This window comes from Streptomyces sp. Edi4, from assembly GCF_040253615.1.
Taxonomy (GTDB): domain Bacteria; phylum Actinomycetota; class Actinomycetes; order Streptomycetales; family Streptomycetaceae; genus Streptomyces.
The window spans coordinates 6,600,764-6,622,695 of record NZ_JBEJGY010000004.1 but is presented as its reverse complement, the minus strand read 5'-3'; the positions used below and the strand labels follow the sequence as shown (position 1 = coordinate 6,622,695).

Genomic DNA, 21,932 nt, shown 5'->3' with positions numbered 1-21,932 from the left:
GGCTTGACCGCCCGGAGCAGGGGGTGGTCCCCGGGCTCGCCCGGGCCGGCCGGCACCTGGTCTGCGGAGGCGGCCGGGGGCGCGGGGGGCTGGTCCACCGATGCGGCGGGAGGCGCGGGGGGCTGATCCACCGATTCGGTCACTTCTCGCCCTCCCCGAGCACATTGACCTGGAGCGAGACGCGGGTGGCGCCCGCCGCCAGGGCCTCGCGCAGCAGCGCGTCAACGGCGTTCAGGACGTCGTCGGCGCCGCCTTCCGCGGTGTTGCCGAAGGGACCGACGTCGACCGCGTCGAGCCGGGCCGCCTGGATGACATCGCGGGCGACCACGGCATGCGGCGGCGCCTCGTCGAGATCGAAGGGCTCGGTCGTGAACTCCACTCTCAATCGCACGCGCTCAACCTACTGCGCGGTGGACGAAATCAGACAGGCCCCCTTGACAAGCTCGCGGGTCCCCCGGCAACCTTCCATCAAGCAGAAACTAACTTCCGCAATACGGAAGGAACGCACACCCCTCATGGCCCCTCTTTTCTCGAATAAGCGCGGCTCGAACCAGCGCTTCGATGTGAACCTCTCGATCCTCTTCACGGAACTCCCGCTCCTTGAGCGCCCGGCGGCTGCCGCCGCGGCGGGCTTCACGGCGGTCGAGCTGTGGTGGCCCTGGATCGAGACGCCCACCCCCGAGCAGGCCGAACTCGACGCCCTCAAGAACGCGCTCGACGACGCCGGCACCCAGCTGGTGGGCCTCAACTTCTACGCCGGCGCCCTGCCTGGCCCGGACCGCGGCGCGCTGTCGATTCCCGGCGAGGAGTCGGACCGCTTCCGCGCCAACATCGAGGTGGCGGCCGGCTTCGCCGCCTCGGTCGGCTGCAAGGCGCTCAACGCGCTCTACGGCAACCGCGTCGAGGGCGCCGACCCGCAGGTGCAGGACACCCTCGCCCTGGAGAACCTCGTGCTCGCGGCCCGCGCGGCCCACCGGGTCGGGGCCATCCTTCTGGTCGAGCCCCTGAACAAGCCGGAGTCGCCGCTCTACCCGCTGGTGAGCGCCCCCTCGGCCATCGAGGTCATCGACAAGGTGAACGCGGCGACGGGCCTTGGCAACGCCAAGTTCCTGCTCGACATCTACCACCTGTCGATGAACGGCGAGAACGTCTCCGAGGTCATCGAGGCGTACGCCGACAAGACCGGCCATGTGCAGATCGCCGACAACCCGGGCCGCGGCGCGCCGGGCACCGGCTCGCTGCCGCTGGAAGACCTGCTCGACCAGCTCACGAAGGCCGGCTACGACGGCTGGGTCGGCCTGGAGTACAAGGCCCCCGAGGCCGCCGCCTCCTTCGGGTGGCTCCCCGCCGAGGCCCGCGCGGCGAACTGACCGCGCTCCCGAACTTCTTGACGTACCACCGCAGTTAGAGAGGCACCCTCATGAGCAACCTCGCCGATACCTCCCGCCCGGCCCTCCCCAAGATCGCATGGGTCGGCCTCGGCATCATGGGCTCCCCCATGTCCGAGAACCTGATCAAGGCCGGCTACTCGGTCACCGGCTACACCCTTGAGCAGGACAAGCTGGACCGCCTCGCGGCCGCCGGCGGCACCGCCGCCTCCTCGATCGCGGACGCGGTCAAGGACGCGGACGTGATCATCACCATGGTCCCGGCGTCCCCGCAGGTGGAGGCCATCGCGTACGGTGAGGCCGGCATCCTGGCCAACGCCAGGAAGGGCGCGCTGATCGTCGACATGTCCTCGATCACCCCGCAGACCTCGGTCGACCTGGCCAAGAACGCCGGCGAGCAGGGCATCCGCGTCCTGGACGCCCCCGTCTCCGGTGGCGAGGCCGGCGCCATCGAGGCCGTCCTGTCGATCATGGTGGGTGGCGAGCAGGCCGACTTCGACGAGGCGCTGCCGATCCTGGAAGCCCTCGGCAAGACCATCGTGCTGTGCGGTCCGCACGGCTCGGGGCAGACGGTGAAGGCCGCCAACCAGCTCATCGTCGCGGTCAACATCCAGGCCTGCGCCGAGGCGGTCGTCTTCCTGGAGAAGTCGGGCGTGAACCTCACCGCGGCCCTCGACGTCCTCAACGGCGGTCTGGCCGGCTCGACCGTCCTGACGCGCAAGAAGGACAACTTCCTGAACCGGGACTTCAAGCCCGGCTTCCGGATCGACCTGCACCACAAGGACATGGGCATCGTGACCGACGCCGCCCGCAACGTGGGCGCGGCCCTTCCCGTCGGCGCGGTCGTCGCCCAGCTGGTCGCCTCGCTGCGCGCCCAGGGCGACGGCGGCCTCGACCACTCCGCCCTGCTGCGCGCGGTCGAGCGCCTTTCCGGCGCGCAGGTCTGATCCGGCGCGTCCGCGTCCCCCTCGGGGGCCCTTGATTTCCGGGCGGCGGCGGTGCTGACACCTGTCCTGTCGCGCCCAGGTGCCGCCGCCGTCCGGAAGCCCAATCCTTCAATTTCAACAAACTGTTGACGTTCTGTTCCGGGCTTCCTTACGCTCCAGGAACCGCCGAACAGTCAGCGGTGCAGCTTCAGTACGGAAGGTCACGATGTCGAAGCGCGTGCTTACGACCGAGTCCGGCGCCCCCGTCGCCGACAACCAGAACTCCGCCACCGCCGGCGTCGGTGGCCCTCTCCTGCTTCAGGACCAGCACCTCCTGGAGAAGCTCGCGCGCTTCAACCGTGAGCGCATCCCGGAGCGTGTGGTGCACGCCCGTGGCTCCGGCGCGTACGGCTACTTCGAGGTGACCGACGACGTCACCGGCTTCACGAAGGCCGACTTCCTCGGCGAGGTGGGCAAGCGGACCGAGACGTTCATCCGCTTCTCCACCGTGGCCGACTCGCTCGGCGGCGCGGACGCGGTGCGCGACCCGCGCGGCTTCGCGCTGAAGTTCTACACCGAAGAGGGCAACTACGACCTCGTCGGCAACAACACCCCGGTGTTCTTCATCAAGGACCCGATCAAGTTCCCCGACTTCATCCACTCCCAGAAGCGCGACCCCTTCACGGGCAAGCAGGAGCCGGACAACGTCTGGGACTTCTGGGCGCACTCCCCCGAGGCCACCCACCAGATCACCTGGCTCATGGGCGACCGCGGCATCCCGGCCTCCTACCGCCACATGAACGGCTACGGCTCCCACACCTACCAGTGGACCAATGCCAAGGGCGAGGCCTTCTTCGTCAAGTACCACTTCAAGACGAACCAGGGCGTTCGCTCGCTCTCCGCCGAGCAGGCCGCCGAGACGGTCGGCAAGGACGCCAACAGCCACCAGACGGACCTGCTCCAGGCCATCGAGCGCGGCGTGAACCCGTCCTGGACGCTGTACGTGCAGATCATGCCGGTCGCCGAGGCCGCGGACTACCGCTTCAACCCCTTCGACCTCACCAAGGTGTGGCCGCACAGCGACTACCCGCTCCAGCGCGTGGGCCGGCTGGTCCTCGACCGTAACCCCGACAACGTCTTCGCCGAGGTCGAGCAGGCCGCCTTCTCCCCGAACAACTTCGTTCCGGGCATCGGCCCCTCGCCCGACAAGATGCTCCAGGGCCGCCTGTTCGCCTACGCGGACGCACACCGCTACCGCCTGGGCGTCAACCACACCCAGCTCCCGGTCAACGCCCCGAAGGCTGTTCCTGGGGGGAGTGCGGACAACTACGGCCGCGACGGCCTGATGGCGACCCGCTACGGCCGCCGCACCGACAAGAACTACGAGCCCAACTCCTACTCGGGCCCCGCACAGACCGACGCCGCCCTGTCGGCCCCGCTCGCCGTCCACGGCTGGACGGGCACGCACGAGGCGCCGCTGCACAACAAGGACGACGACTTCTTCCAGGCGGGCGAGCTCTACCGTCTGATGTCCGAGGACGAGAAGTCCCGCCTGGTGGCGAACATCGCCGGCGGCCTCTCGCAGGTCACCCGCGACGACGTCGTCGAGAAGAACCTGGCCCACTTCCACGCCGCCGACGCCGACTACGGCAAGCGCGTCGAGGAGGCCGTCCGCGCCCTGCGCGAGGACTAGCGGCTGGCTCAACCCACAGACCGTGCAAGGGAATTGACGGGAGGTCAACTTCCTTGCACCGTCCGGTCCGCCGACCCGGATGAGGGGTGGTCGGCGGATTCGGACAACCTGAGGATCGCGGCGGTGAGGCGATGCCAGTGCGGTGGTGAAGGCGTGTGCGTCCCCCTTCCGACCTGAAGGAGGGGAAGGCGCCCACCCCAATCGCCGCCGCCGCGATCCCAGATCCCCCGACCCCGTCCGGCGGGCACGAACGTCCTGTCGCGCCAGCCTCGTCCCGCCGGACGGCCACACCTCCCAGCCAGGGCGCCGGGTTCGGTTTACGGTCCCGAACCGAGCGCCCGATGATCAAGGCCCCATCCGCATGGTCGGGTGGGGCCTTGATCTTTGCGTGGGCCTGGGCGACATCACGGGAACCCGATCAATATTCGATGCCCGTGCGGGCAATGCGGTGCCGGATGCCTCGCTCGCGTAGCCATCGGCGCGGGTGGTCGTAGTGGTAACCCTTGTCCGCGTGCAGCTCGGCGGGTCGGGCGGCGGGAGAGCGGTTGCGGTTCCGACGGGACGCCCACAGGCTGAGAACAGGGGAATTCTGCTCCAGCAGAGGAGTAGCCAGATGTCTCGTTTCCCCGTGGACCCCGCTGCCGATCGCGACCCTCGGACCGATGAAGCCGAGACCCTGACACTGGCGCTGGGCGTCACCGGCTACGCCCGCAGTCACGCCGGCCTTGCCGCCTCGGCCGACCATGTCAACCACATCAAGCTGCCCGGCCGCTTCACGCCGGAAGACCTCCACCGCGCCCTGCGCGACTTCGAGCTCCTCGCCGACACCCTGCGTGCTCACCCGGAAGAGATGACGCAGCTGCTCGAAGCACACGCGATGAAGGATGCGAAGGCCGCGCGTGCTGTCGCTGCTCGTCTGGGGATCTCGGAGGAGAGCTTCGAGGCCGAGGGCGGTGGAATAGTCTGGGGCGTCGTCGTGGCGGTGATCGTGTGTGACGTCTTCACCGGGTGCTTCACCGGCGGATTCGTCTAGGAGGCGAAGTCGTCCAGGAGGCGAAGTCACGGTCCGTCCTGACCTTGCAGAAGGCCGAGCAGGGCGTGGGACACACGCAGCCCCAGGCGCCGGTCGTACCCGTCATAGCCCGGCATGGGGTTGGCCTCCAGAACGGTGTAGCGGTCGTCGTCACCCACCATGAAGTCAAATCCGATGAAGGCCAGACCACTCGCGGCCTGATACGCGAGGCACTGCTCGACGACTTCGTTCGGCGCCCGTATCGGGGCGAACTTCTTGGCGCCCTGCCAGTACTGGTAGTTGACTCCTTCGCAGTCGATCCGTTCGGAAATGTGCTCCTTGCCGACCAGATGCGTGCGGACGTCCGCTCCTCTCACACGCTCCTGGAACAGCACGGGACTGCGGGGCAGCAGCCCCAGCTCGTCGAGCTGGTCGGGCCGGAATGTCGACGCCACCGTCTTCTCGCCGCTGGCGCCCTTGAATACGGCATCCGGACCGGTGTGCAGGAACGCGCGTGCTTCGTCAGGGTCATTGGTGAGCAGCGATGTCGGCACGGTGAAACCGCACTGGCTGAGCAGGGCGAGGTGATACGCCTTCGTCCAGTTGCTCAGGTCGGATCCGGGACGGTTGACGACGAGGGTGTCGACCGACGCGAGGATCTCCGTGAGTGCCTTGAGCCGTACCGCGGCCGCGGCACGATGGCGAGCGTCGAAGTTGTCGACAACATCGACCAGCCGTGCGTAGATGCCGGTAATGCCGCAATCGGGCAGGTCCACCGTCAGCGATCCGTCGCTCAACTGTCCACAGCGCCCCTGGAAATCCCACCAGTAGGTGCCGGCGCGCAGGAAGAGCACGATGTCGAAGAAGAGGCAGGGCACGCCCTTGTGCCGGGCGGCACGGACGGTGTGCACGATCGTGCGGTCATGGGGCGACCCGACGACGAGAACGGTCATCGGATTTCCTCCGTCGCCGCCGGGTGGGCGTGGCCGAGTTCAGCACAGAGCTGCTCATGCACCGCGTCGGCGAATTCCCGGTACCAGGAGAACGGAGGAACGGGCAGAACGCTGCTCACTGAGATCCGCCGCCGTTCGTCGGCGACCAGGGCGACCGCGAAGAACCGGACGCCGTGTGCGCGCAGTGCGTCCGCGAGCTCGCGCACGAGCTTCCGGTACGGCTCCGCGTCCACATCGATCCCGGGTTCGTTGAGCAGGGTGAGCGACTTGCTCCCCACGCACAGCTGGACAACGTACTCGCTGGAGGGGGCGAAGAACCCGCGCAGGGGCGCGAAAGCGGTGTCCGACGTCCTGGCGCCAAGTTCAACGGGCTCTTTGACGATCCAGCGCTCGCGGCTCAGCACATCCTCGACGTGGAGCTCGGGTGACGCGCGGAGCCCCCATCGGTCGAGCAGCTGCCGTGCGCTGGTCGTCCAGCACTCCGGCAGCAGCACCGATTGATCGAGGCAGCGACGCAACTGACGATCGTCGTGCCACCCTCGCGGGCCGGGCCGGTTGACGACCTTGGGGAGCAGAGCGCACAGGGACCACAGCGCGGCGCGGTATTCATCGGCCGCGAAGCAAGCGTCCGCGCTGTCATCGCCGGCCGGAGCGAGCGTCCACGGGTTCTGGACGAACACCCCCACCTGATCTCCCGGCAGCGTGCCGTGTCCGGGAACCCGAAGACGCGCATACGTCCTGCCGTCAGCGTCGATGCGCAGCGCGAAGGCGATGTGCCTCAGGTCGGAGCAGACAACATGCGGTACGGCATGACGTGTCAGGTAGCCGTCGAAAGCCGACACCGCCGCATCGCCCGGCCCGGCCCCCAGCAGAAGGATCACGGTCGCGTCGCGCTACATGATCGGACGGATGAAATCCGCCACGGCTGAAAGGTCGCCGTAAACGATCTTGGCCTGGGCGTCGCATGCTTCCTTGCCCGTGTCGGAGGTCTCCTTGCCGGTTCCCTCGCTCTGCTCTTTCCCGGTGCAGTCCGTCGACTTGTCCAACAAGAGGCGACGCTCGACGCCGTCCTGCTTGTCCACGACCCGCTCGCCACGTGCCACCGCGGCCTTGATGGCATCCTCGAGCCCCACCGGCTCGACGTCGTGCGTGCTGGCCAGGTCCGGACGCAGCTCGGGATGGATGAAGATCATGGGCGTGGGCATCAGTGCGCACCTTTCTCTGAAGCGATCAGGTCCCCGATCCGCACTCCATCGATGATGAGACCACTGAGGTCGCAGTTTTCGATGACGACATCGCGCAACGAGCACCCCACGAGACGGCTGCCGTCCATGACGGTGCCCGCGAAGGTCGTGCGTTGCGCTTTGCCGTGGAGGAACTGGGAATCCTCCATGCTTGAATCCGCGAACACCGAACCGAGGAAAGCGCTCTCGTGCCATGTGCTCTGTCGGACATCTACGTTGCTCACGTACATGTTCGGTGTCAGTTCTTTGCTGTAAGCCTCTCCGTCGGACGCCATCTCGCTCTCCTCCCATGGAACTTCATACCAATATCGTCCCTCCAGACGAGGGGATGCGCCAACCGGATCACGGCGGGGACGGGTCAGGGCGACGGCGCGCAAAACGGGCATCGTCTCGGCAACGCCCCTGCCCGGGCGAGCCAGCGTCAGCAATTCCCCGTTTCTTACCTCGTGCGGATTCGCGCCGGAGACAGCGATAGAAAAATGCAAACCGGACCGCTGGGTGATCAAGTGGATCTCTGATCCCTTCTTGGGCCCCGGTGGACAGGATTCGGACCTGTCAGGTCCCCCTTTCAGGGCCCGCATACTCGCCGAGTCGATAGCGCGGCGCGACCAGTCCAGGTCTCCGCGTGAGCCCAGCTCGTCAAGGATGAGGCGGTGCGGCTTCGCCCAGGCCCGGGCGGCGCTCCACTCGGTGAAGCGACGGTGCGCGGTCGAGCCCGACGGGCCGAAGACCGGCGACAACTGCCGCCAGGTGCAGCCCTTCGTGGCCACGAAAATGATCGCGGCCAGCACCTCACGATCCGCGTACCGGCGTCGCCCACCGCCTCGAGGCCGCGATGGGGCAGGTGGGACCACCCGCCGGAACAGCACCCACAATCCGTCCGGCACCATGCGCTCAACCATCACCACACGGTGCAGACAACCCAGCACTCCACATGAGACAACGTCTCCTGTAAGGGGGCGCACGGAACGAGCCTTGCCATACCCTGACGGCGCCGAGTTGGAGGGAATTGGAGGGAAGGGGCAAGGCCGTTATGTCAGCCGACGCTACCCCGGATCCGTACGAGGACCCCGTGCGCTTTGGGCAGCGCGTCCAGATTCTGCGTGCCCGGCGCGGTATGACCCGCGACCAACTGGCCGGCCTCTTGGGCCATCACTCCTCGTGGGTGAAGAACCGGCCCGGTCATCCACGACCCCCGCGGCCGCCGCTACTACGTCCTCGTGCCACCCGCCCCACCCGGCCCGGACCACGGCCCCCACGCGACGTACCTCGGCCTCGGCCACTACATCGGCGTACCGCGCATCGGAGACGACCAGCACACCGACACATGGACCAGCCACTGGACCATCCCCATGTCAGCGCCCGGCACCCTCTGCGACCCGAACCGCGTCCTGAGACTCATCCGCACCGGCACGGCCGCGCTCGACGAGGAAGCCGACACGTGACAGCCACGCGAACTTACGTCACACCCGAGTGTCGTGAAGCGCGCAACCTCTCCTGGCAGGAGGGCCACTCCCTCTGCCCCGGCCCCGCCGAAGTGCGGCTGTCATCGAGCACCGTACCGATCGAGCGCCTTACGTGCAGTTGCGCTTGCCACAGCACGCCCACGGTTTCGTCCGCGAGGGGCGGCCCCGCCGCGCCGGCGCCGTGAGCAGGACGCTTGAGGAACGGCTGCCCCGGATGCGGCGGCAAGTCGTACTCCGTGGACGCGAACGGCAAGCAGCACTGATGGAGCGCGGACACGCCTATCGCGCCGGCGGCATCACCGCGCCCGGGTGCCCGGCTCCGCCAGCATGTCGTCCACGAGCAACAGGCGGGTCTCCGGGTGGCGTTCGGCGATCGCGTCGCTCATCATGGCCGCCCCCTCGGGATCGGGCATCGCGCACCGGTCGCGGCTGGCCTCGTCGGGCCAGCGCGCGTAGGCGACCCAGGTACCGTCGTCCGCCTGGTGCAGCCGTGAGCCGGCTGCCGCAACGTTCGAGGATCGCCTCGGTCACGCGGTGCCAACCGTCCACGAACTGCTGCTCTTTGCCCTGCTTGAGGTCCCAGCGGTAGATGACCGCGAACATCTCCTCTCCTCTCCTCGTCCCGGCCCAGTCCTTGATCACGACAGTAGACGACGGCGGGGGGCGGACGTCCGGCCCCTGTGTCCCGCTGCATCCCGCTCGCGATCTCCGTTGCTCTGTCGGTCCGGTTGCGGAAGAGTCCCTGGCCATGGAGTTCTTCTGCTACCACCGGGACCGGCCGGGCTCGCTCTCTCTGCGAGCTGAGCTGCTTGAGGAGCACTGGTCCTACATGGACCAGTACGCCGACCAGATGATCGCCCGGGGCCCCACCCTCTCCGACGACGGCGAGACGCCCACGGGCAGCGTGCACATCCTCGACCTGCCCGACGCCGCCACCGCCCGCGCGTTCGTCTTCGACGAGCCGGGATACCAGGCCGGGGTCTATCGGGACGTACAGCTGCGGCGGTGGCGCAACCTGCTGGGGCGCACCATGTGGGACTTTCCCGGCGGCCGCGTGGACGGGGACAGGTTCCTGGTGCTCGGGCTCGGCGGCGAGGGCGACGGCGGCGACGGCAACGGCGACGGGCTCACCCTGCCCGCCAGCACGGACGAGCTGATCGCGTTCGGCCCGCTGCTGTCCGACGACGGCGCGGCCCAACTCGGCGCGGCGGCGCTCGTGCGCGCGCCCGGCCCTGACACGGCCCGCGCCGTACTCGCCCGGGACCGGTACGCCGTCGTGGAGGTCCACCGCTGGCAGTTCGGCGGGCGGCAGTGACCCGGCGGTGACGTCTCGGCCCTGCCCGCCGCGCCCGCGGGCGCCCCGTCGCGCGAATCGGACAACACCGCGCATCCCGAAGTGGCGTCGTCCCCGGCATATGCGCAGGCGAGCGCCTAGGATCGCCCCGATGATTGAGACGATCGTGCTCGACATGGGCGAAACGCTGGTACGCGACGACCGCTACTGGGCATCCTGGGCCGACTGGATCGGCGTGCCCCGGCATACCCTCTCCGTCCTGGTGGGGGCGGTCGTCACGCAGGGCCGCGACCCGGCGGACGCGCTGCGCATACTCAAGCCCGGCATGGACGTGCGCGAGGCGTATCTGGCCCGGGAGGCCTCGGGCCGGGGCGAGCACCTGGACGAGACCGACCTGTACGACGACGTGCGGCCGGCCCTGGGGGGTCTGCGCAAACTCGGCGTCCGGGTCGTCGTCGCCGGGAACAAGTCGGCCCGGGCCGGCGAACTCCTGCGCGGTCTCGATCTGCCCGCCGACCTCGTCGCCACCTCCGAGGAGTGGGGCGTCGCCAAGCCGGAGCCCGCGTTCTTCGAGCGGGTTCTGGAGGCGTCCGGGAGCGGCCCGCACGAGACCGTGTATGTGGGCTCCCACCCCGTGCACGACGTGTATCCCGCCAAGGCGGCCGGGCTGCGCGTGGCGCATCTGCGGCGCGGCCCGTGGGGGCACTGGTGGGCCGAGGACCCCGAGGTGGTCGCCGCGGCCGACTGGCGTCTCGACTCGCTGACCCAGCTGGCGTCCATCCTCGCGGACTGACACGGGCCGACCCACCTGACGGGCCGTCACCATCCTTACCGAGGCGCCGAGTTCGATGTGACGGTCGGCCCGGGTGGGGACAGTCCCCGTAACGGGCCGGGCGCCAGCCGGATGGGCGCCGGGCGCCCGCTTTGGCACGCTCGGCCGGAAACGGCACAGGCGGGCGAGGAGCGGGAACGATCGGTGAAGGCACGTACGAGGGCCGTGGCGCTGTGGGCGGTACTGTGCGCGGTGGCCGTGGCGGGAATCGGCCCCGCGACCGCCGGTGAGCGCATCCCGGGACCGCCGCCCGCCGGGCTCGAACAGGCCCTGGTGCACACGGTCGCGGACGGATTCCCGGGCGCAGTGGCATACGCCGGACGGGGAGAGCGGGAGTCGCGGCTCGCCGCGGGGCTCGCGGACACGGCGACCGGCGAACGCGCCCGGCCGGACCAGCGGTTCAGGATCGCCGGCAACACCAAATCGTTCGTGTCGGCCGTGCTGTTGCGGCTGGAGGGCGAAGGGCGGCTCTCGCTGGACGACAGCGTGGCGAAGTGGCTGCCCGGCGCGGTCCGGGGCCACGGCAACGACGGCCGGGCCATCACCGTGCGCCAGCTGCTCTCGCACACCTCCGGCATCTACGACCCCACCACCGAGCCCGCGTTCTTCGCGCCGTACCTGAAGCGCCACCAGTGGGGCCACGTCTAGCCACCGCGCGAGGTGATCGCCCGCGCCGTCCGGCACGGGCCGCTCTTCGCGCCGGGCACCGCATGGTCGTACTCGAACACCAACCATCTGCTGGCCGGCCTGGTGATCGAGGCCGTCACCCACCGGGCCGCCTCCTCGGAGATCCAGCGGCGCATCCTTGCCCCGCTCGGCCTCAAGGACACCTCATTCCCCCTGACCGACCCGGACATCCACGGCCCCCATCCGCACGGGTACGACCTTTCGGGGCGCGATGTGACGCGGTTCAGCCCGTCCTGCGACTGGACGGCGGGCGCCATGATCTCCACGGTCGACGATCTGGCCGCGTCCGAGCCGGTCGTGGCGTGGGAGGCCGACGGGGGCGGGCCGCTTCACCAGCGCGTCCCTGATCTCCGCCGACGGTGAGCGGCAGCTGGTGCTCGCGGTCAACGTCTACGATCTCGGCGCGGACCTGAGAGGCGATCCGCCCGTCCCGCGCGGCGCCGGCCCGCTCGCGGCACAGCGGGCGGCCCTGTGCGGCTGAACGGGGTCGACGGCGGCGGGGAGGCACTGCGCGGACCGCACGTGAGGTTCACCCGGACGGGCAGCCGCGCGCGCAGTCGTGCCTCGTCACACGTCGTACGTCGGCCGCGTCCCCGACGGGATGGAAAACGCCCCCGGTCCGGGCCACGACTGCGGTCCGGACCGGGGCATTCCTTGGGGCGGCGGGCCTAGAGCTTGTCCATACGGGTGTACGGGCTGACGATTCGGGCCTGGCGGGAGCCGAAGTCGACGAGCATCGCGACGCCGTCCTCGACCCCGATGATGGTGCCCAGGCCGAACTGGTCGTGTGTGACCCGGTCTCCCAGGACGAAGTGCTTGGCCGCCGGGGCGTCCGGGGCTTTGAAGGGGCTGGTGGGCAGGTGGCGCCGGGGCGCGGATGGCTTCGTCATCGTCACCCCAGTATGCGCTGTCGAAGGGCCCCAGGGGCAGGCCCGTCGGATGACGATGGGGAATCGATCCGGCCCACGCCTTCGCCCGCAACGCGTATCGGTGCGAAAATCGTCACGAATTGAAACGCAACCGTGAGGTTGCCCGAGGGCTCGGAGGCGATGGTGGACGACGTCTTCAGGGCGCTGGCCGACGCGGGCCGGCGCCGGCTGCTCGACCGGCTGCGGGCGCGCGACGGACAGAGCCTGCGGGAGCTGTGCGAGGGGCTCGCGATGTCGCGGCAGGCGGTGAGCAAGCACCTGGCGGTACTGGAGGCGGCGCGCCTGGTCTCCTCGGTCCGGCACGGCCGCGAGAAGCTGCACCACCTCGATCCGGGCCCGATACGGGAGCTGTCCGAGCGCTGGATCGGCAAGTACGAGCGCGACCGGCCCCAGGACCGCCCGAGCGGGCCGGAGAAGGAACTCACCGGGCACAGGCCCGAGTTCACGTACGCCCTCTACATCCGGACCACCCCCGAACGCCTCTACGCGGCCCTGACGGACGCCGAGTTCGCCCGGCGGTATTTCGACGGCGGGGGCCCCATGTCGGTGTGGCGGGTGGGCTCGCCCGTGCTGTGGAGGATGGGGCCCGCGGGAACGTACGAGGACCTGGATCAGGTCGTCCTCGACGCGGAGCCGGGCCGGCGGCTCGCGTACACCTGGCACCGACTTCAGCAGACGCGTCGTCAACTCCGTGGCGGCGAGGCCGAGTTCGAACACGCACGGCAGGAGCGGTCCCGGGTGGCCTTCGACATCGAGCCGGCCGATCCGGCCTTCCCCGGCGTGCGGCTGACGCTCACCCACGACGGATTCGACAGCCCGGACGGCGACATGCTCAAGGGCGCCGGCGACGGCTGGGTGATGATCCTCTCCACCCTGAAGACGCTCATCGAACAGGAGGACACGGGCGCGAGCGCCTGATCCCCGGCATGCGTCCGGCCCCCGCTCCCCAGTGCGGGGGAATGGGGGCCGGACCGTTTCGGGTGGCTCAGGAAGCCGTCAGGGGGCGGATGGCCGTCGGGGCGTGGCCCGGCTCGGTGGCCAGCTCCTCGAACTCGCTGATGTCACTGATGTCGTTGGTGCGGCTCATCGAGATGTTCGTGATCCGCTCCAGGATCGCCTCGACGACGACCGGGACACGGAACTCGGCGGCCAGCTTCTTGGCCTCCTCGAACGCGGGCAACAGCTGGTCCGGCTCGGTGACCCGGATCGCCTTGCAGCCCAGGCCCTCGACGACCTTGACGTGATCGACGCCGTAGACGCCCAGCTCCGGGGAGTTGATGTTCTCGAACTCCAGGTTGACCTGGAAGTTGATGTCCAGGCCGATCTGCGCCTGACGGATCAGACCCAGGTAGGCGTTGTTCACGAGGACGTGGACGTAGGGGATCTTGTGCTGGGCGCCGACCGCCAGCTCCTCCAGCATGAACTGGAAGTCGTAGTCGCCGGACAGCGCGACGACGGGGACCTCGGGGTCGGCGGTCGCGGCGCCGAGCGCGGCCGGGATGGTCCAGCCGAGCGGGCCCGCCTGGCCGCAGTTGATCCAGTTGCGCGGCTTGTAGACGTGCAGCATCTGCGCGCCGGCGATCTGGGAGAGGCCGATGGTGGTGACGTAGCGCGTCTCCGGGCCGAAGGCCTTGTTCATCTCCTCGTAGACCCGCTGCGGCTTCATCGGCACGTTGTCGAAGTGCGTACGCCGCTGGAGCGTGGACTTGCGCTCCAGGTGGGAGGCGACCCACGCCGAGCGGTCGGGCAGCCTGCCTGCGGCCTTGAGCTCCTTGGCGACCTCGACGAACAGCTCGAGGGCGGCCTTCGCGTCGGAGGCGATGCCGTAGTCCGGCGCGAAGATCTTGCCGATCTGGGTGGGCTCGATGTCGACGTGGACGAACTTACGGCCCTGGGTGTAGACGTCGAGCTTGTAGCCGGTGTGACGGTTGGCCCAGCGGTTGCCGATGCCGAGGACGAAGTCCGACTCCAGGAACGTGGCGTTGCCGTAGCGGTGCGAGGTCTGAAGGCCCACCATGCCGGCGTTCAGCTCGTGGTCGTCGGCGATGGCGCCCCAGCCCATGAGGGTGGGGATGACCGGCGTGTTGGTGATCTCCGCGAACTCGACCAGGAGGTCGGAGGCGTCCGCGTTGATGATGCCGCCCCCGGCGACGATCAGCGGGCGCTCGGACTCCAGCAGGAAGCTGATGGCCTTCTCGATCTGGGCGCGCGTCGCGGCGGGCTTGTAGACCGGCAGGGGCTCGTAGGTCTCGGGGTCGAACTCGATCTCGGTGAGCTGCACGTCGATCGGCAGGTCGATGAGGACCGGGCCGGGACGGCCGGAGCGCATCAGGTGGAAGGCCTGCTGGAAGACGCCGGGGACCTGGGCCGCCTCCAGGACGGTCGTCGCGGCCTTGGTGACGGGAGCTGCGATCGAGGCGATGTCGACCGCCTGGAAGTCCTCCTTGTGGATCACCGCGACCGGGGCCTGGCCGGTGATGCACAGGATCGGGATCGAGTCGCCGATGGCGGAGTACAGGCCGGTGATCATGTCGGTGCCGGCGGGGCCCGACGTGCCGATGCAGAGACCGATGTTGCCCGGGTTGGAGCGCGTGTATCCCTCCGCCATGTGGGAGGCGCCTTCGACGTGGCGGGCGAGCGTGTGGTCGATGCCACCGCCCTCCTTGAGCGCACGGTAGAAGGGGTTGATCGCCGCGCCCGGCACACCGAAGGCGTGGCTGACGCCTTCGCGCTTGAGGATCTCAACTGCCGCTCGGGCAGCGGTCATACGAGGCATGGGGTGCTCCTGCTTCGGCCGGCGGAGTGGACTCTGGCGCGCCGCCTGACCGCGCCGCCTTCGAGCCCTTTTCCGTAATGCGGAAGTATCATTCTGCTATGTGGAAGCAATGTAGGACGGCTTCGGCGGCGCGTCAAGGGAGGGCCGGGATGTGCGAATGAGCCACACGGCGGTCGCGGTTGGTGGACGATGGACCGCGAGGCCCCGGAACGGCTGCCGAGACCACCCGGGGCTTCGTCCGGCGTGGAACGGGGGCCCCGCACGGGGTCGCGTCGCGGAGGTGGGGGCGGATGAACGGCGAGGGCGTACCGGTGCGCTGTCCGGCCTGCGGGCGGGACCACGTCTATGTGCCGCCCGCCTACCCGTGCGCCTGCGGGACGCCGCTGGCGCCCCCCATCCAGCGCGGCGCCCCGCCCTCCCCGATCACCCACCGAACCTGGACGGACACCTGGGTCACCGTCCGCTGCCGGGCGTGCGACCGGCAGAGCCAGTGGCCCCAGCCCGAGCTCGGCTGCTCCTGCGGCACGGTCCTGAAGGTGCCGGTGCGCCCGGTGACGGCGCCCGCCACGGCGCCGGCGCCCGCGCCCACGGCCCCGCCGCCCACGGGCGCCCGGCGGCGCGGGGCGTTCCGGCCGCGCACGATCCGTACCGCGCGGGACACGGTGACGGCGGCCGCGCTCTATCTGAGCTGGCTCGGATTTCGCGACCTGCTCCGGGCGGAACGCCGCCCGGTCTCCGGCATCGACCTGCGCGGCCACGGTCTGGTGGCCCGGGTGGACCCGACGACGCGGCCCGCCTCACCGAGGGCGGTCGAATGCCTGTGGCTGCACGCCATGACCGCGTCCGCGCGCGGTGTCCACTTCTCGCTCGCGGGGTACACCGAGGGCGCCCGCGAGCGCGCCGACGCCCTCCACGTCCCGCTGTTCGTGCTCGACCTGACGGGGACGCCCTCGCCGGTGAACGAGGCGGCGCGGGAGCTGGTGCTCGCGGGCGCCTAGCCTGATCGCGCTCTCAGGCCGTCAGGCGCCGTAGCCCTGTCTCAGCTCCACCTTGCGCACCTTGCCGCTGACGGTCATCGGGAAGGCGTCCAGAATCCGCAGATGGCGGGGGATCTTGTAGTGGGCCAGCCGTTCGCGGCAGTACGCGGTCAGCTCCTCCAGGGTGGGCGGGTCACCGGGGTCGCGCGGGATGACGCAGGCCAGGATCTCCTCGCCGTACCGCTCGTCGGGGACCCCCACCACCTGCACGTCCATGACCTTGGGGTGCCCGTACAGGAACTCCTCGATCTCGCGCGGATACACGTTCTCGCCACCTCGGATGATCATGTCCTTGATCCGGCCGACGATCTCGACGTACCCGTCCTCACGCATCACCGCCAGGTCGCCCGTGTGCATCCAGCGGCCCTCGTCGATGGCCTCGGCGGTCTGCTCCGGCTCGTCCCAGTAGCCCAGCATCACGCTGTAGCCGCGCGTGCGCAGCTCGCCCGGTTCGCCGCGCGGGACGGTGACGCCGGTGGCGGGGTCGACGACCTTCACCTCCACATGCGGCATGACGCGCCCCACCGTGCCGGTGCGCCGCTCCAGGTCGTCGTCGGTACGCGTCTGCGTGGACACCGGGGACGTCTCGGTCATGCCGTAGCAGATGGACACCTGCCCCATGTGCATCTCCGCGACCACCCGTTTCATCGTCTCCGCCGGGCACGGCGAGCCCGCCATGATCCCGGTGCGCAGCGAGGACAGGTCGTAGCCGGCGAAGCCGGGCAGGTTGAGCTCCGCGATGAACATGGTGGGCACCCCGTACAGCGAGGTGCACCGCTCCGCCTCGACGGCGCGCAGCGTCGCCCCGGGGTCGAAGGAGGGCGCCGGGATCACGACGCAGGCGCCGTGCGAGGTGGCCGCGAGGTTCGCCATCACCATGCCGAAGCAGTGGTAGAAGGGCACGGGCACGCAGATCCGGTCGGCCTCGGTGTAGCCCAGCAACTCCCCCACGAAATAACCGTTGTTGAGGACGTTGTGATGGGAGAGCGTCGCTCCCTTCGGGAAGCCCGTCGTGCCCGAGGTGTACTGGATGTTGACCGCGTCGTCACAGGACAGCCGCGCCTCGCGGGCCGCCAGCTCCTCGCGCGCGACCCCGGCGCCGCCGGCCATCAGGACGTCCCAGCTCCCGTCGCCGATGTAGACGGTCCGGCGCAGCGCCGGGCACGTGTCGCGCACCTGCTCCACCATCGCCCGGTAGTCGCTCGACTTGTGGGACCGCGACGCGAACAGGACCGACACCCCGGCCTGGCGCAGCACATACGCCAACTCGTGCGCGCGGTAAGCCGGGTTGATGTTGACCAGCACCGCGCCGATGCGCGCCGTCGCGTACTGGACCAGCACCCACTCGGGGCAGTTGACCGCCCAGATGCCGACCCGGTCGCCCCGCCCGACACCGTCCGCGAGCAACGCGCACGCCAACTGGGCCACGTCCAGGGCGAATTGGCCGTACGTCCAGCGCCGGCCCGACACGAGGTCGACCACTGCTTCGCGCTCACCGTACGCCGAGACCGCGCGGTCCAGGTTGGCGCCGATCGTGTCGCCGAGCAGGGCGGTGCCGCTCACCCCGTGGGCGTACGAGTAAGTCACCATCGCAGCGTGCCCTCACTTCCCTCACGTGGCCCTCAGCATGCCCCGGCCGCCCCTGACCTGCCTACCCTCACGCGCCGGGGAGATCGTCGGGGCGTGCCGGGGCGGGGGACAGGGGCGGGCAGGGCCCGGGTGCGTGCGTCAGTTGATCCCCCGGTCGAGGCCGGTCCAGTACGGTTCGCGCAGCTTGAACTTCTGGATCTTGCCGGTGGCCGTGCGCGGGATGGCATCGCGGAACTCCACCGTGGTCGGCGCCTTGTAGCGGGCCATCCGCTCCTTGCAGTACGCGATGAGGTCGGCCTCCGTGACGGCCGCGCCCTCGGCCAGGACCACCAGGGCCTTGATCGTCTCGCCCCACTTCTCGTGCGGCACGCCGATGACGGCGACCTCCGCGACCGCCGGGTGACTGAAGAGTGTGTCCTCCACCTCGATCGAGGACACGTTCTCACCGCCGGTGATGATCACGTCCTTCTTACGGTCCGAGATCGTCAGACAGCCGTCGCTCTCGTCGATCGCGCCGCCGTCGCCGGTGTGGAACCAGCCGTCTTTGAGGGCCGCCGCGCTCTCCTGCGGCTTCTCCCAGTAGCCGTCGAGCACCACGTTCGAGCGGGCCAGCACCTCGCCCGTCTCGGACACCTTCAACTTGACGCCGAGCGCGGGCACACCGGCCCGCGACAGTTTGCGCGCCCGCTCGTTGGCGGACAGCTTCTCGTCGCCCGGCCGGGCACGGTTCATGGTGAGCAGCGGGGACGTCTCGGTCAGGCCGTAGATTTGCAGGAACTCCCAGCCCAGCTCCTGCTCCATCCGCTGGATCATCCGGCTCGGCGGGGGCGCTCCGGCGCAGACGACCCGTACCCGGTCGCGGCCCGGGATCTCGCCGTCCCAGGACGCCGCCGCGTCGAGGACCGCGTTCCACACCGCCGGCGCCCCGCACATCAGGGTCACCCCGTGCTCGTCCACCCGGCGCAGGATCTCCGCCCCGTCCACCTTGCGCAGCACGACCTGTTTCACGCCGAGTCCGGCCATCACATACGGCATGCCCCAGCCGTTGCAGTGGAACATCGGCAGGGTGTGCATGTAGACGTCGCGCTCCCACGTGCGGGTGTGCAGCCCGAAGGTGAGACCGTTGACCCAGATGTTGCGGTGGGTCAGCTGAACTCCCTTGGGGCGCGCGGTGGTTCCCGAGGTGTAGTTGATGGTGGCGGTGGCGTCCTCGTCCGGATGCGACCAGGGGCGTGGCGCGACGTCGAAGCGCATGAGTCCGGATTCCGTCGCCTCGCCCAGCACGAACCGGTGACGCGCCGTGACGCCGGACAGCGCCCCGTCCACCTCGGGATCCACGAGCAGCACCGATGCGCCGCTCTGGCGCACCACGTACTCGACCTCCTCGGGCTTCAGCCGGAAGTTGATGGGCACGCAGATCCGTCCGCTCATCGGCACCGCGAACAGCAGCTCCAGCAGGCGGGTGGAATTGTGGCTCACCACCGCGACCCGTTCGCCCTCGGCGACGCCCAGCGCGTCGAACCCCGCCTGCCAGGCGCGGACCCGCTCGGCGAGCCGCCCGTAGGTCAGCGAGGGCACAGGCGGCCCCGGCTGGTCCGGCTCGTCCACGACACCGGCGCTGGAGGCGAACCCCAGCTCCGCCCGGTCGAGGAAGTCCGAGACCGTCATCGGTGTCCGCATCGCTCTTCTCCCCTGCGTCGGCGGATCCCCTTCCCCAGCAAGATCCGCATGGTGTGTCCGGGGGAAGTCTGATACCAACCACCGCCGGAAGCGGCCGAAAACCACGAATTGATCGGGGCGGGCCGACGGGGGGCGCGGGCGGGACGGGCCGGTGTCTGATCGCGCTCTCAGCGCCGGGCGCCTCAGGCCGGGCACCTCAGACCGGGCGCCTCGGACGGCGCTCCTCAGGCCAGTTGGCGCAGGGCCGCTTCGGACGCGGGGCCGTCGGGGAGGTAGGCCAGGAAATGGTGGCCGGGTTCGTCGACGGCCGCGAGCTTGACGGGACGCAGCCGCAGCTCGCCCGCCACGGGGTGGTGGAAACGTTTGACGGCCGGGCGGAAGGCGGCGGTCTCGCGCTGTGTGAGCCAGCGCGCGGCGTCCGGGTCCGCCCCGATCGACTCGATGATCTCGGCGTACCTCTGATCGTGGGGCTGCCGGGCCGCCCTGGCCCTGAACTGCCCGAGCAGCGCCCGGGCTTCGGGTTCCCAGTCGGCGAGCAGCGTCCGGCACGGCGGCCAGCGGAACACCAGCCAGAGCATATTGCGCCGCTTGGGCGGCAGGCGGGCCAGGTCGGTCAGGAGCGCGGCGTAGGAGGCGTTCCACGCCAGCAGGTCCCAGTGCGGGTCGATGACCATCGCCGGGTGCGGCACCAGCGCGTCGACCAGCGAGCGCAGGTGCGGCGAGACCCAACTCGCTGGCGCGGCAGGCACTTTGGGGTCGTCCGCGAAGGCCAGCACGTGCGCGGTCTCGGCTGCGTCCAGGCGCAACGCGCGGGCGACGGCGCGCAGCACCTGCTCCGAGGTGCGCACCCGGCCCTGCTCCAGCCACGCGTACCAGGAGGTGCTGATGCCGGCGGACTCGGCGACCTCCGCGCGCCGCAGGCCCGGGGTGCGCCGACGCGGCGTGACCGGCAGTCCCAGCGCGGCGGGAGCCAGTCGCTCGCGGCGCGAACGGAGGAACGCGCCGAGTTCCACTCGGGGGTCGGATGAGTACGTCACGGTGTGAGTGATGGTAATCGGCTGAGCCCACCTGAACCTCGGCCCCCCTGCTGAGCTGGGAACATGACCAATTCACCGCCCCAAGGCGGGCTCCGCGGCAGCGCCGGACTGCTCGGCGCCGCCGGTTTCCTCAGCAACTTCGACCGCTTCTCGATCGCGCCGATGCTCGTGCTCATCGGACCCGCTCTTGGCGTGCCGCTCGGCACGGCCGCGCTCGCCGCGAGTGCGTACACCCTCGGATACGGCCTGACCCAGCCGGCCTGGGGCATGGCGAGCGACCGGTTCGGAAGGGTGCGGGTGATGCGCGTCTCGCTTGCGGCGGCCGCGCTGGGAGCGCTCTCATCGGCGGCGGCGCCGGGAGCGGCCGCGCTCATCGTGGCGCGGGGCTGCACCGGGGCGTGCTTCGCGGCCGCCATCGCCGGCTCCCTGACGTATGTGGGCGACACCGTCGCGCCGGCCGGCCGCCAGCGCGCCCTGAGCTCCTTGATGACGGCGTTCGCCCTCGGCACCGCGCTGGCGACGGTGGCCGCGGGGGCGCTGGCCCACTGGGTGAGCTGGCGCCTGGTGTTCGCGCTCCCGGGCGTGGTCGCCGGATATCTGGCCCTGGCCCTGCGCCGCCTGCCCGAACCCGCGCTCGCTCCCCGCGAGGGCGGCGCGCTGCGCACGGTCCTGCGATCGCGCTGGCAGTGGTACGTGATGGCGGTCGCCCTGCTCGAAGGCGGCGTACTCCTGGGCTGTTTCACCTATCTGCCGCCCGCGCTGGAGTCGCTTGGCACGGCTCCGGCGACGGCGGGCGCGGTGGCGGCGCTGTACGGGGTCGCGGCGATGGCCGGCGCCCAGCTGGTGCGCCGGCTGTCCGGACGCCTCGGCCCGGTCGCGCTGATCGTGGCGGGCGGCGCCCAGGTCCTGACCGCGTACGCCGTGGCCGCGCTGCATCCGTCCCTGGTGACCCTGGGCCTGAGCGCGCTGCTCCTGGGCGGCGGGTGGGCGTTCCTGCACTCGACGGTGCAGGCGTGGGCGACCCTGCTGGTGCCGAGCGCCCGGGCGAGCGGGATCGCCCTGTTCGGGGTCGCCCTGTACCTGGGCAGCGCCCTGGGAACGGGACTCGCCGCGGGGCCCGCCCAACGGGGCTCATTCCAGGCCCTGTTCGCGGTGGCCGCCGTCCTGACCGTGCCTCTCACCGCGCTGGCGGCGTATGGACGCCGGCGGTACGGAGACGGGGGTGCGAGTGGGCCCGGGGACGTAGGGGCCGATGGCCCGGTGAACGCGGGCGGTTCGGTGAGAGGGGGCGGTTCGCCGAGCGCGGGCGAGGCCGGGGGTGTGCCTCGTTGAGAGACGCAGCGTCCGCGCCGCCCCGGAAGCAGGGCGCTGAGCGCCGCGCACACGAC

The 21,932-nt window shown here is 70.2% G+C and carries 19 protein-coding genes and 2 pseudogenes; 11 read left to right on the top strand and 10 right to left on the bottom strand.

What is annotated here, in order from left to right; all coding sequences use genetic code 11:
• Window positions 1–139 precede the first annotated feature (139 nt).
• Complete coding sequence (locus tag ABR738_RS31815; protein ID WP_350233382.1) at window positions 140–391, bottom strand: YkoF family thiamine-binding protein; 252 nt, start codon at window positions 389–391, stop codon at window positions 140–142.
• Window positions 392–515: 124 nt separating this feature from the next.
• Between ABR738_RS31815 and ABR738_RS31810 the strand changes: the two genes are divergently transcribed.
• The 4 genes from ABR738_RS31810 to ABR738_RS31790 all read left to right on the top strand — a co-directional run bounded on the left by ABR738_RS31810 (window position 516) and on the right by ABR738_RS31790 (window position 5,040).
• Window positions 516–1,370: a TIM barrel protein gene (locus tag ABR738_RS31810; protein ID WP_350233381.1), complete on the top strand. Its 855-nt coding sequence runs from the start codon at window positions 516–518 to the stop codon at window positions 1,368–1,370.
• A 50-nt stretch (window positions 1,371–1,420) separates the two neighbouring features.
• The gene (locus ABR738_RS31805) at window positions 1,421–2,335 is read left to right on the top strand and encodes a 2-hydroxy-3-oxopropionate reductase (RefSeq protein ID WP_350233380.1); all 915 of its coding nucleotides are present in this window, start codon (window positions 1,421–1,423) and stop codon (window positions 2,333–2,335) included.
• 205 nt (window positions 2,336–2,540) lie between these two features.
• On the top strand, window positions 2,541–4,007 hold the full coding sequence (locus ABR738_RS31800) for a catalase (protein ID WP_350233379.1): 1,467 nt from the start codon (window positions 2,541–2,543) through the stop codon (window positions 4,005–4,007).
• A 613-nt stretch (window positions 4,008–4,620) separates the two neighbouring features.
• Entirely contained in the window at window positions 4,621–5,040 is a 420-nt protein-coding gene (locus ABR738_RS31790; protein ID WP_350234906.1) for a hypothetical protein, read from the top strand.
• Window positions 5,041–5,066: 26 nt separating this feature from the next.
• Here the strand turns inward: ABR738_RS31790 and ABR738_RS31785 are convergent, their stop codons facing one another.
• From ABR738_RS31785 to ABR738_RS37790, 4 genes and pseudogenes are all read right to left on the bottom strand, one after another.
• On the bottom strand, window positions 5,067–5,972 hold the full coding sequence (locus ABR738_RS31785) for an MvdC/MvdD family ATP grasp protein (RefSeq protein WP_350233378.1): 906 nt from the start codon (window positions 5,970–5,972) through the stop codon (window positions 5,067–5,069).
• Window positions 5,969–6,853 (bottom strand): hypothetical protein, encoded by an 885-nt coding sequence (locus ABR738_RS31780; RefSeq protein ID WP_350233377.1) that lies wholly within the window; start codon window positions 6,851–6,853, stop codon window positions 5,969–5,971. Before ABR738_RS31780 ends, ABR738_RS31785 begins: the two co-directional genes overlap by 4 nt.
• Window positions 6,854–6,865: 12 nt before the next feature.
• The gene (locus tag ABR738_RS31775; RefSeq protein ID WP_350233376.1) at window positions 6,866–7,177 is read right to left on the bottom strand and encodes a hypothetical protein; all 312 of its coding nucleotides are present in this window, start codon (window positions 7,175–7,177) and stop codon (window positions 6,866–6,868) included.
• A gap of 484 nt (window positions 7,178–7,661) precedes the next feature.
• Window positions 7,662–8,118: pseudogene (locus ABR738_RS37790) on the bottom strand (transposase); the annotation flags it as partial.
• A 318-nt stretch (window positions 8,119–8,436) separates the two neighbouring features.
• Here ABR738_RS37790 and ABR738_RS31765 point away from each other — a divergent pair.
• From ABR738_RS31765 to ABR738_RS31750, 4 genes and pseudogenes are all read left to right on the top strand, one after another.
• Window positions 8,437–8,661 carry a hypothetical protein gene (locus ABR738_RS31765; protein WP_350233374.1) on the top strand — a complete coding sequence of 75 codons (225 nt, stop codon included), beginning with the start codon at window positions 8,437–8,439 and terminating at the stop codon, window positions 8,659–8,661.
• Between the two features lie 769 nt (window positions 8,662–9,430).
• Window positions 9,431–9,997: a YciI family protein gene (locus ABR738_RS31760; protein WP_350233373.1), complete on the top strand. Its 567-nt coding sequence runs from the start codon at window positions 9,431–9,433 to the stop codon at window positions 9,995–9,997.
• Window positions 9,998–10,127: 130 nt separating this feature from the next.
• Entirely contained in the window at window positions 10,128–10,769 is a 642-nt protein-coding gene (locus ABR738_RS31755; protein WP_350233372.1) for an HAD family hydrolase, read from the top strand.
• Window positions 10,770–10,880: 111 nt separating this feature from the next.
• Window positions 10,881–11,858 (top strand): annotated as a pseudogene (locus ABR738_RS31750) (serine hydrolase domain-containing protein).
• A 305-nt stretch (window positions 11,859–12,163) separates the two neighbouring features.
• On the opposite strand, the gene ABR738_RS31745 reads toward ABR738_RS31750, so the two are convergent.
• A complete protein-coding gene (locus ABR738_RS31745) occupies window positions 12,164–12,385 on the bottom strand; it encodes a hypothetical protein (protein WP_100579962.1) in 222 nt (73 codons plus the stop codon).
• A 132-nt stretch (window positions 12,386–12,517) separates the two neighbouring features.
• Between ABR738_RS31745 and ABR738_RS31740 the strand changes: the two genes are divergently transcribed.
• Window positions 12,518–13,342 (top strand): ArsR/SmtB family transcription factor, encoded by an 825-nt coding sequence (locus tag ABR738_RS31740; protein WP_350233371.1) that lies wholly within the window; start codon window positions 12,518–12,520, stop codon window positions 13,340–13,342.
• Between the two features lie 67 nt (window positions 13,343–13,409).
• On the opposite strand, the gene gcl is transcribed toward ABR738_RS31740, so the two are convergent.
• Entirely contained in the window at window positions 13,410–15,200 is a 1,791-nt protein-coding gene (gene gcl, locus ABR738_RS31735) for a glyoxylate carboligase (RefSeq protein ID WP_350233370.1), read from the bottom strand.
• A 290-nt stretch (window positions 15,201–15,490) separates the two neighbouring features.
• On the opposite strand from gcl, the gene ABR738_RS31730 reads away from it, so the two are divergent.
• Window positions 15,491–16,198, top strand: coding sequence for a hypothetical protein (locus tag ABR738_RS31730; RefSeq protein WP_350233369.1), 708 nt, complete (start codon window positions 15,491–15,493; stop codon window positions 16,196–16,198).
• A 21-nt stretch (window positions 16,199–16,219) separates the two neighbouring features.
• Here the strand turns inward: ABR738_RS31730 and ABR738_RS31725 are convergent, their stop codons facing one another.
• The 3 genes from ABR738_RS31725 to ABR738_RS31715 all read right to left on the bottom strand — a co-directional run bounded on the left by ABR738_RS31725 (window position 16,220) and on the right by ABR738_RS31715 (window position 20,544).
• A complete protein-coding gene (locus ABR738_RS31725) occupies window positions 16,220–17,827 on the bottom strand; it encodes an AMP-binding protein (RefSeq protein ID WP_350233368.1) in 1,608 nt (535 codons plus the stop codon).
• A gap of 138 nt (window positions 17,828–17,965) precedes the next feature.
• A complete protein-coding gene (locus ABR738_RS31720; RefSeq protein ID WP_350233367.1) occupies window positions 17,966–19,507 on the bottom strand; it encodes an AMP-binding protein in 1,542 nt (513 codons plus the stop codon).
• Between the two features lie 224 nt (window positions 19,508–19,731).
• Window positions 19,732–20,544, bottom strand: coding sequence for a helix-turn-helix domain-containing protein (locus ABR738_RS31715; protein ID WP_350233366.1), 813 nt, complete (start codon window positions 20,542–20,544; stop codon window positions 19,732–19,734).
• Window positions 20,545–20,607: 63 nt separating this feature from the next.
• Between ABR738_RS31715 and ABR738_RS31710 the strand changes: the two genes are divergently transcribed.
• Window positions 20,608–21,876 carry an MFS transporter gene (locus tag ABR738_RS31710; protein WP_350233365.1) on the top strand — a complete coding sequence of 423 codons (1,269 nt, stop codon included), beginning with the start codon at window positions 20,608–20,610 and terminating at the stop codon, window positions 21,874–21,876.
• Window positions 21,877–21,932 lie beyond the last annotated feature (56 nt).

Excerpts from the sequence above, each read along its gene's own strand:
- ABR738_RS31810 (WP_350233381.1), top strand. The coding sequence starts at position 516 with ATGGCCCCTCTTTTCTCGAATAAGCGCGGCTCGAACCAGCGCTTCGAT.
- ABR738_RS31805 (WP_350233380.1), top strand. The coding sequence starts at position 1,421 with ATGAGCAACCTCGCCGATACCTCCCGCCCGGCCCTCCCCAAGATCGCA.
- ABR738_RS31800 (WP_350233379.1), top strand. The coding sequence starts at position 2,541 with ATGTCGAAGCGCGTGCTTACGACCGAGTCCGGCGCCCCCGTCGCCGAC.
- ABR738_RS31790 (WP_350234906.1), top strand. The coding sequence starts at position 4,621 with ATGTCTCGTTTCCCCGTGGACCCCGCTGCCGATCGCGACCCTCGGACC.
- ABR738_RS31785 (WP_350233378.1), bottom strand. The coding sequence starts at position 5,972 with ATGACCGTTCTCGTCGTCGGGTCGCCCCATGACCGCACGATCGTGCAC.
- ABR738_RS31775 (WP_350233376.1), bottom strand. The coding sequence starts at position 7,177 with ATGCCCACGCCCATGATCTTCATCCATCCCGAGCTGCGTCCGGACCTG.
- ABR738_RS31760 (WP_350233373.1), top strand. The coding sequence starts at position 9,431 with ATGGAGTTCTTCTGCTACCACCGGGACCGGCCGGGCTCGCTCTCTCTG.
- ABR738_RS31755 (WP_350233372.1), top strand. The coding sequence starts at position 10,128 with ATGATTGAGACGATCGTGCTCGACATGGGCGAAACGCTGGTACGCGAC.
- ABR738_RS31745 (WP_100579962.1), bottom strand. The coding sequence starts at position 12,385 with ATGACGAAGCCATCCGCGCCCCGGCGCCACCTGCCCACCAGCCCCTTC.
- gcl (WP_350233370.1), bottom strand. The coding sequence starts at position 15,200 with ATGCCTCGTATGACCGCTGCCCGAGCGGCAGTTGAGATCCTCAAGCGC.
- ABR738_RS31730 (WP_350233369.1), top strand. The coding sequence starts at position 15,491 with ATGAACGGCGAGGGCGTACCGGTGCGCTGTCCGGCCTGCGGGCGGGAC.
- ABR738_RS31725 (WP_350233368.1), bottom strand. The coding sequence starts at position 17,827 with ATGGTGACTTACTCGTACGCCCACGGGGTGAGCGGCACCGCCCTGCTC.
- ABR738_RS31720 (WP_350233367.1), bottom strand. The coding sequence starts at position 19,507 with ATGCGGACACCGATGACGGTCTCGGACTTCCTCGACCGGGCGGAGCTG.
- ABR738_RS31710 (WP_350233365.1), top strand. The coding sequence starts at position 20,608 with ATGACCAATTCACCGCCCCAAGGCGGGCTCCGCGGCAGCGCCGGACTG.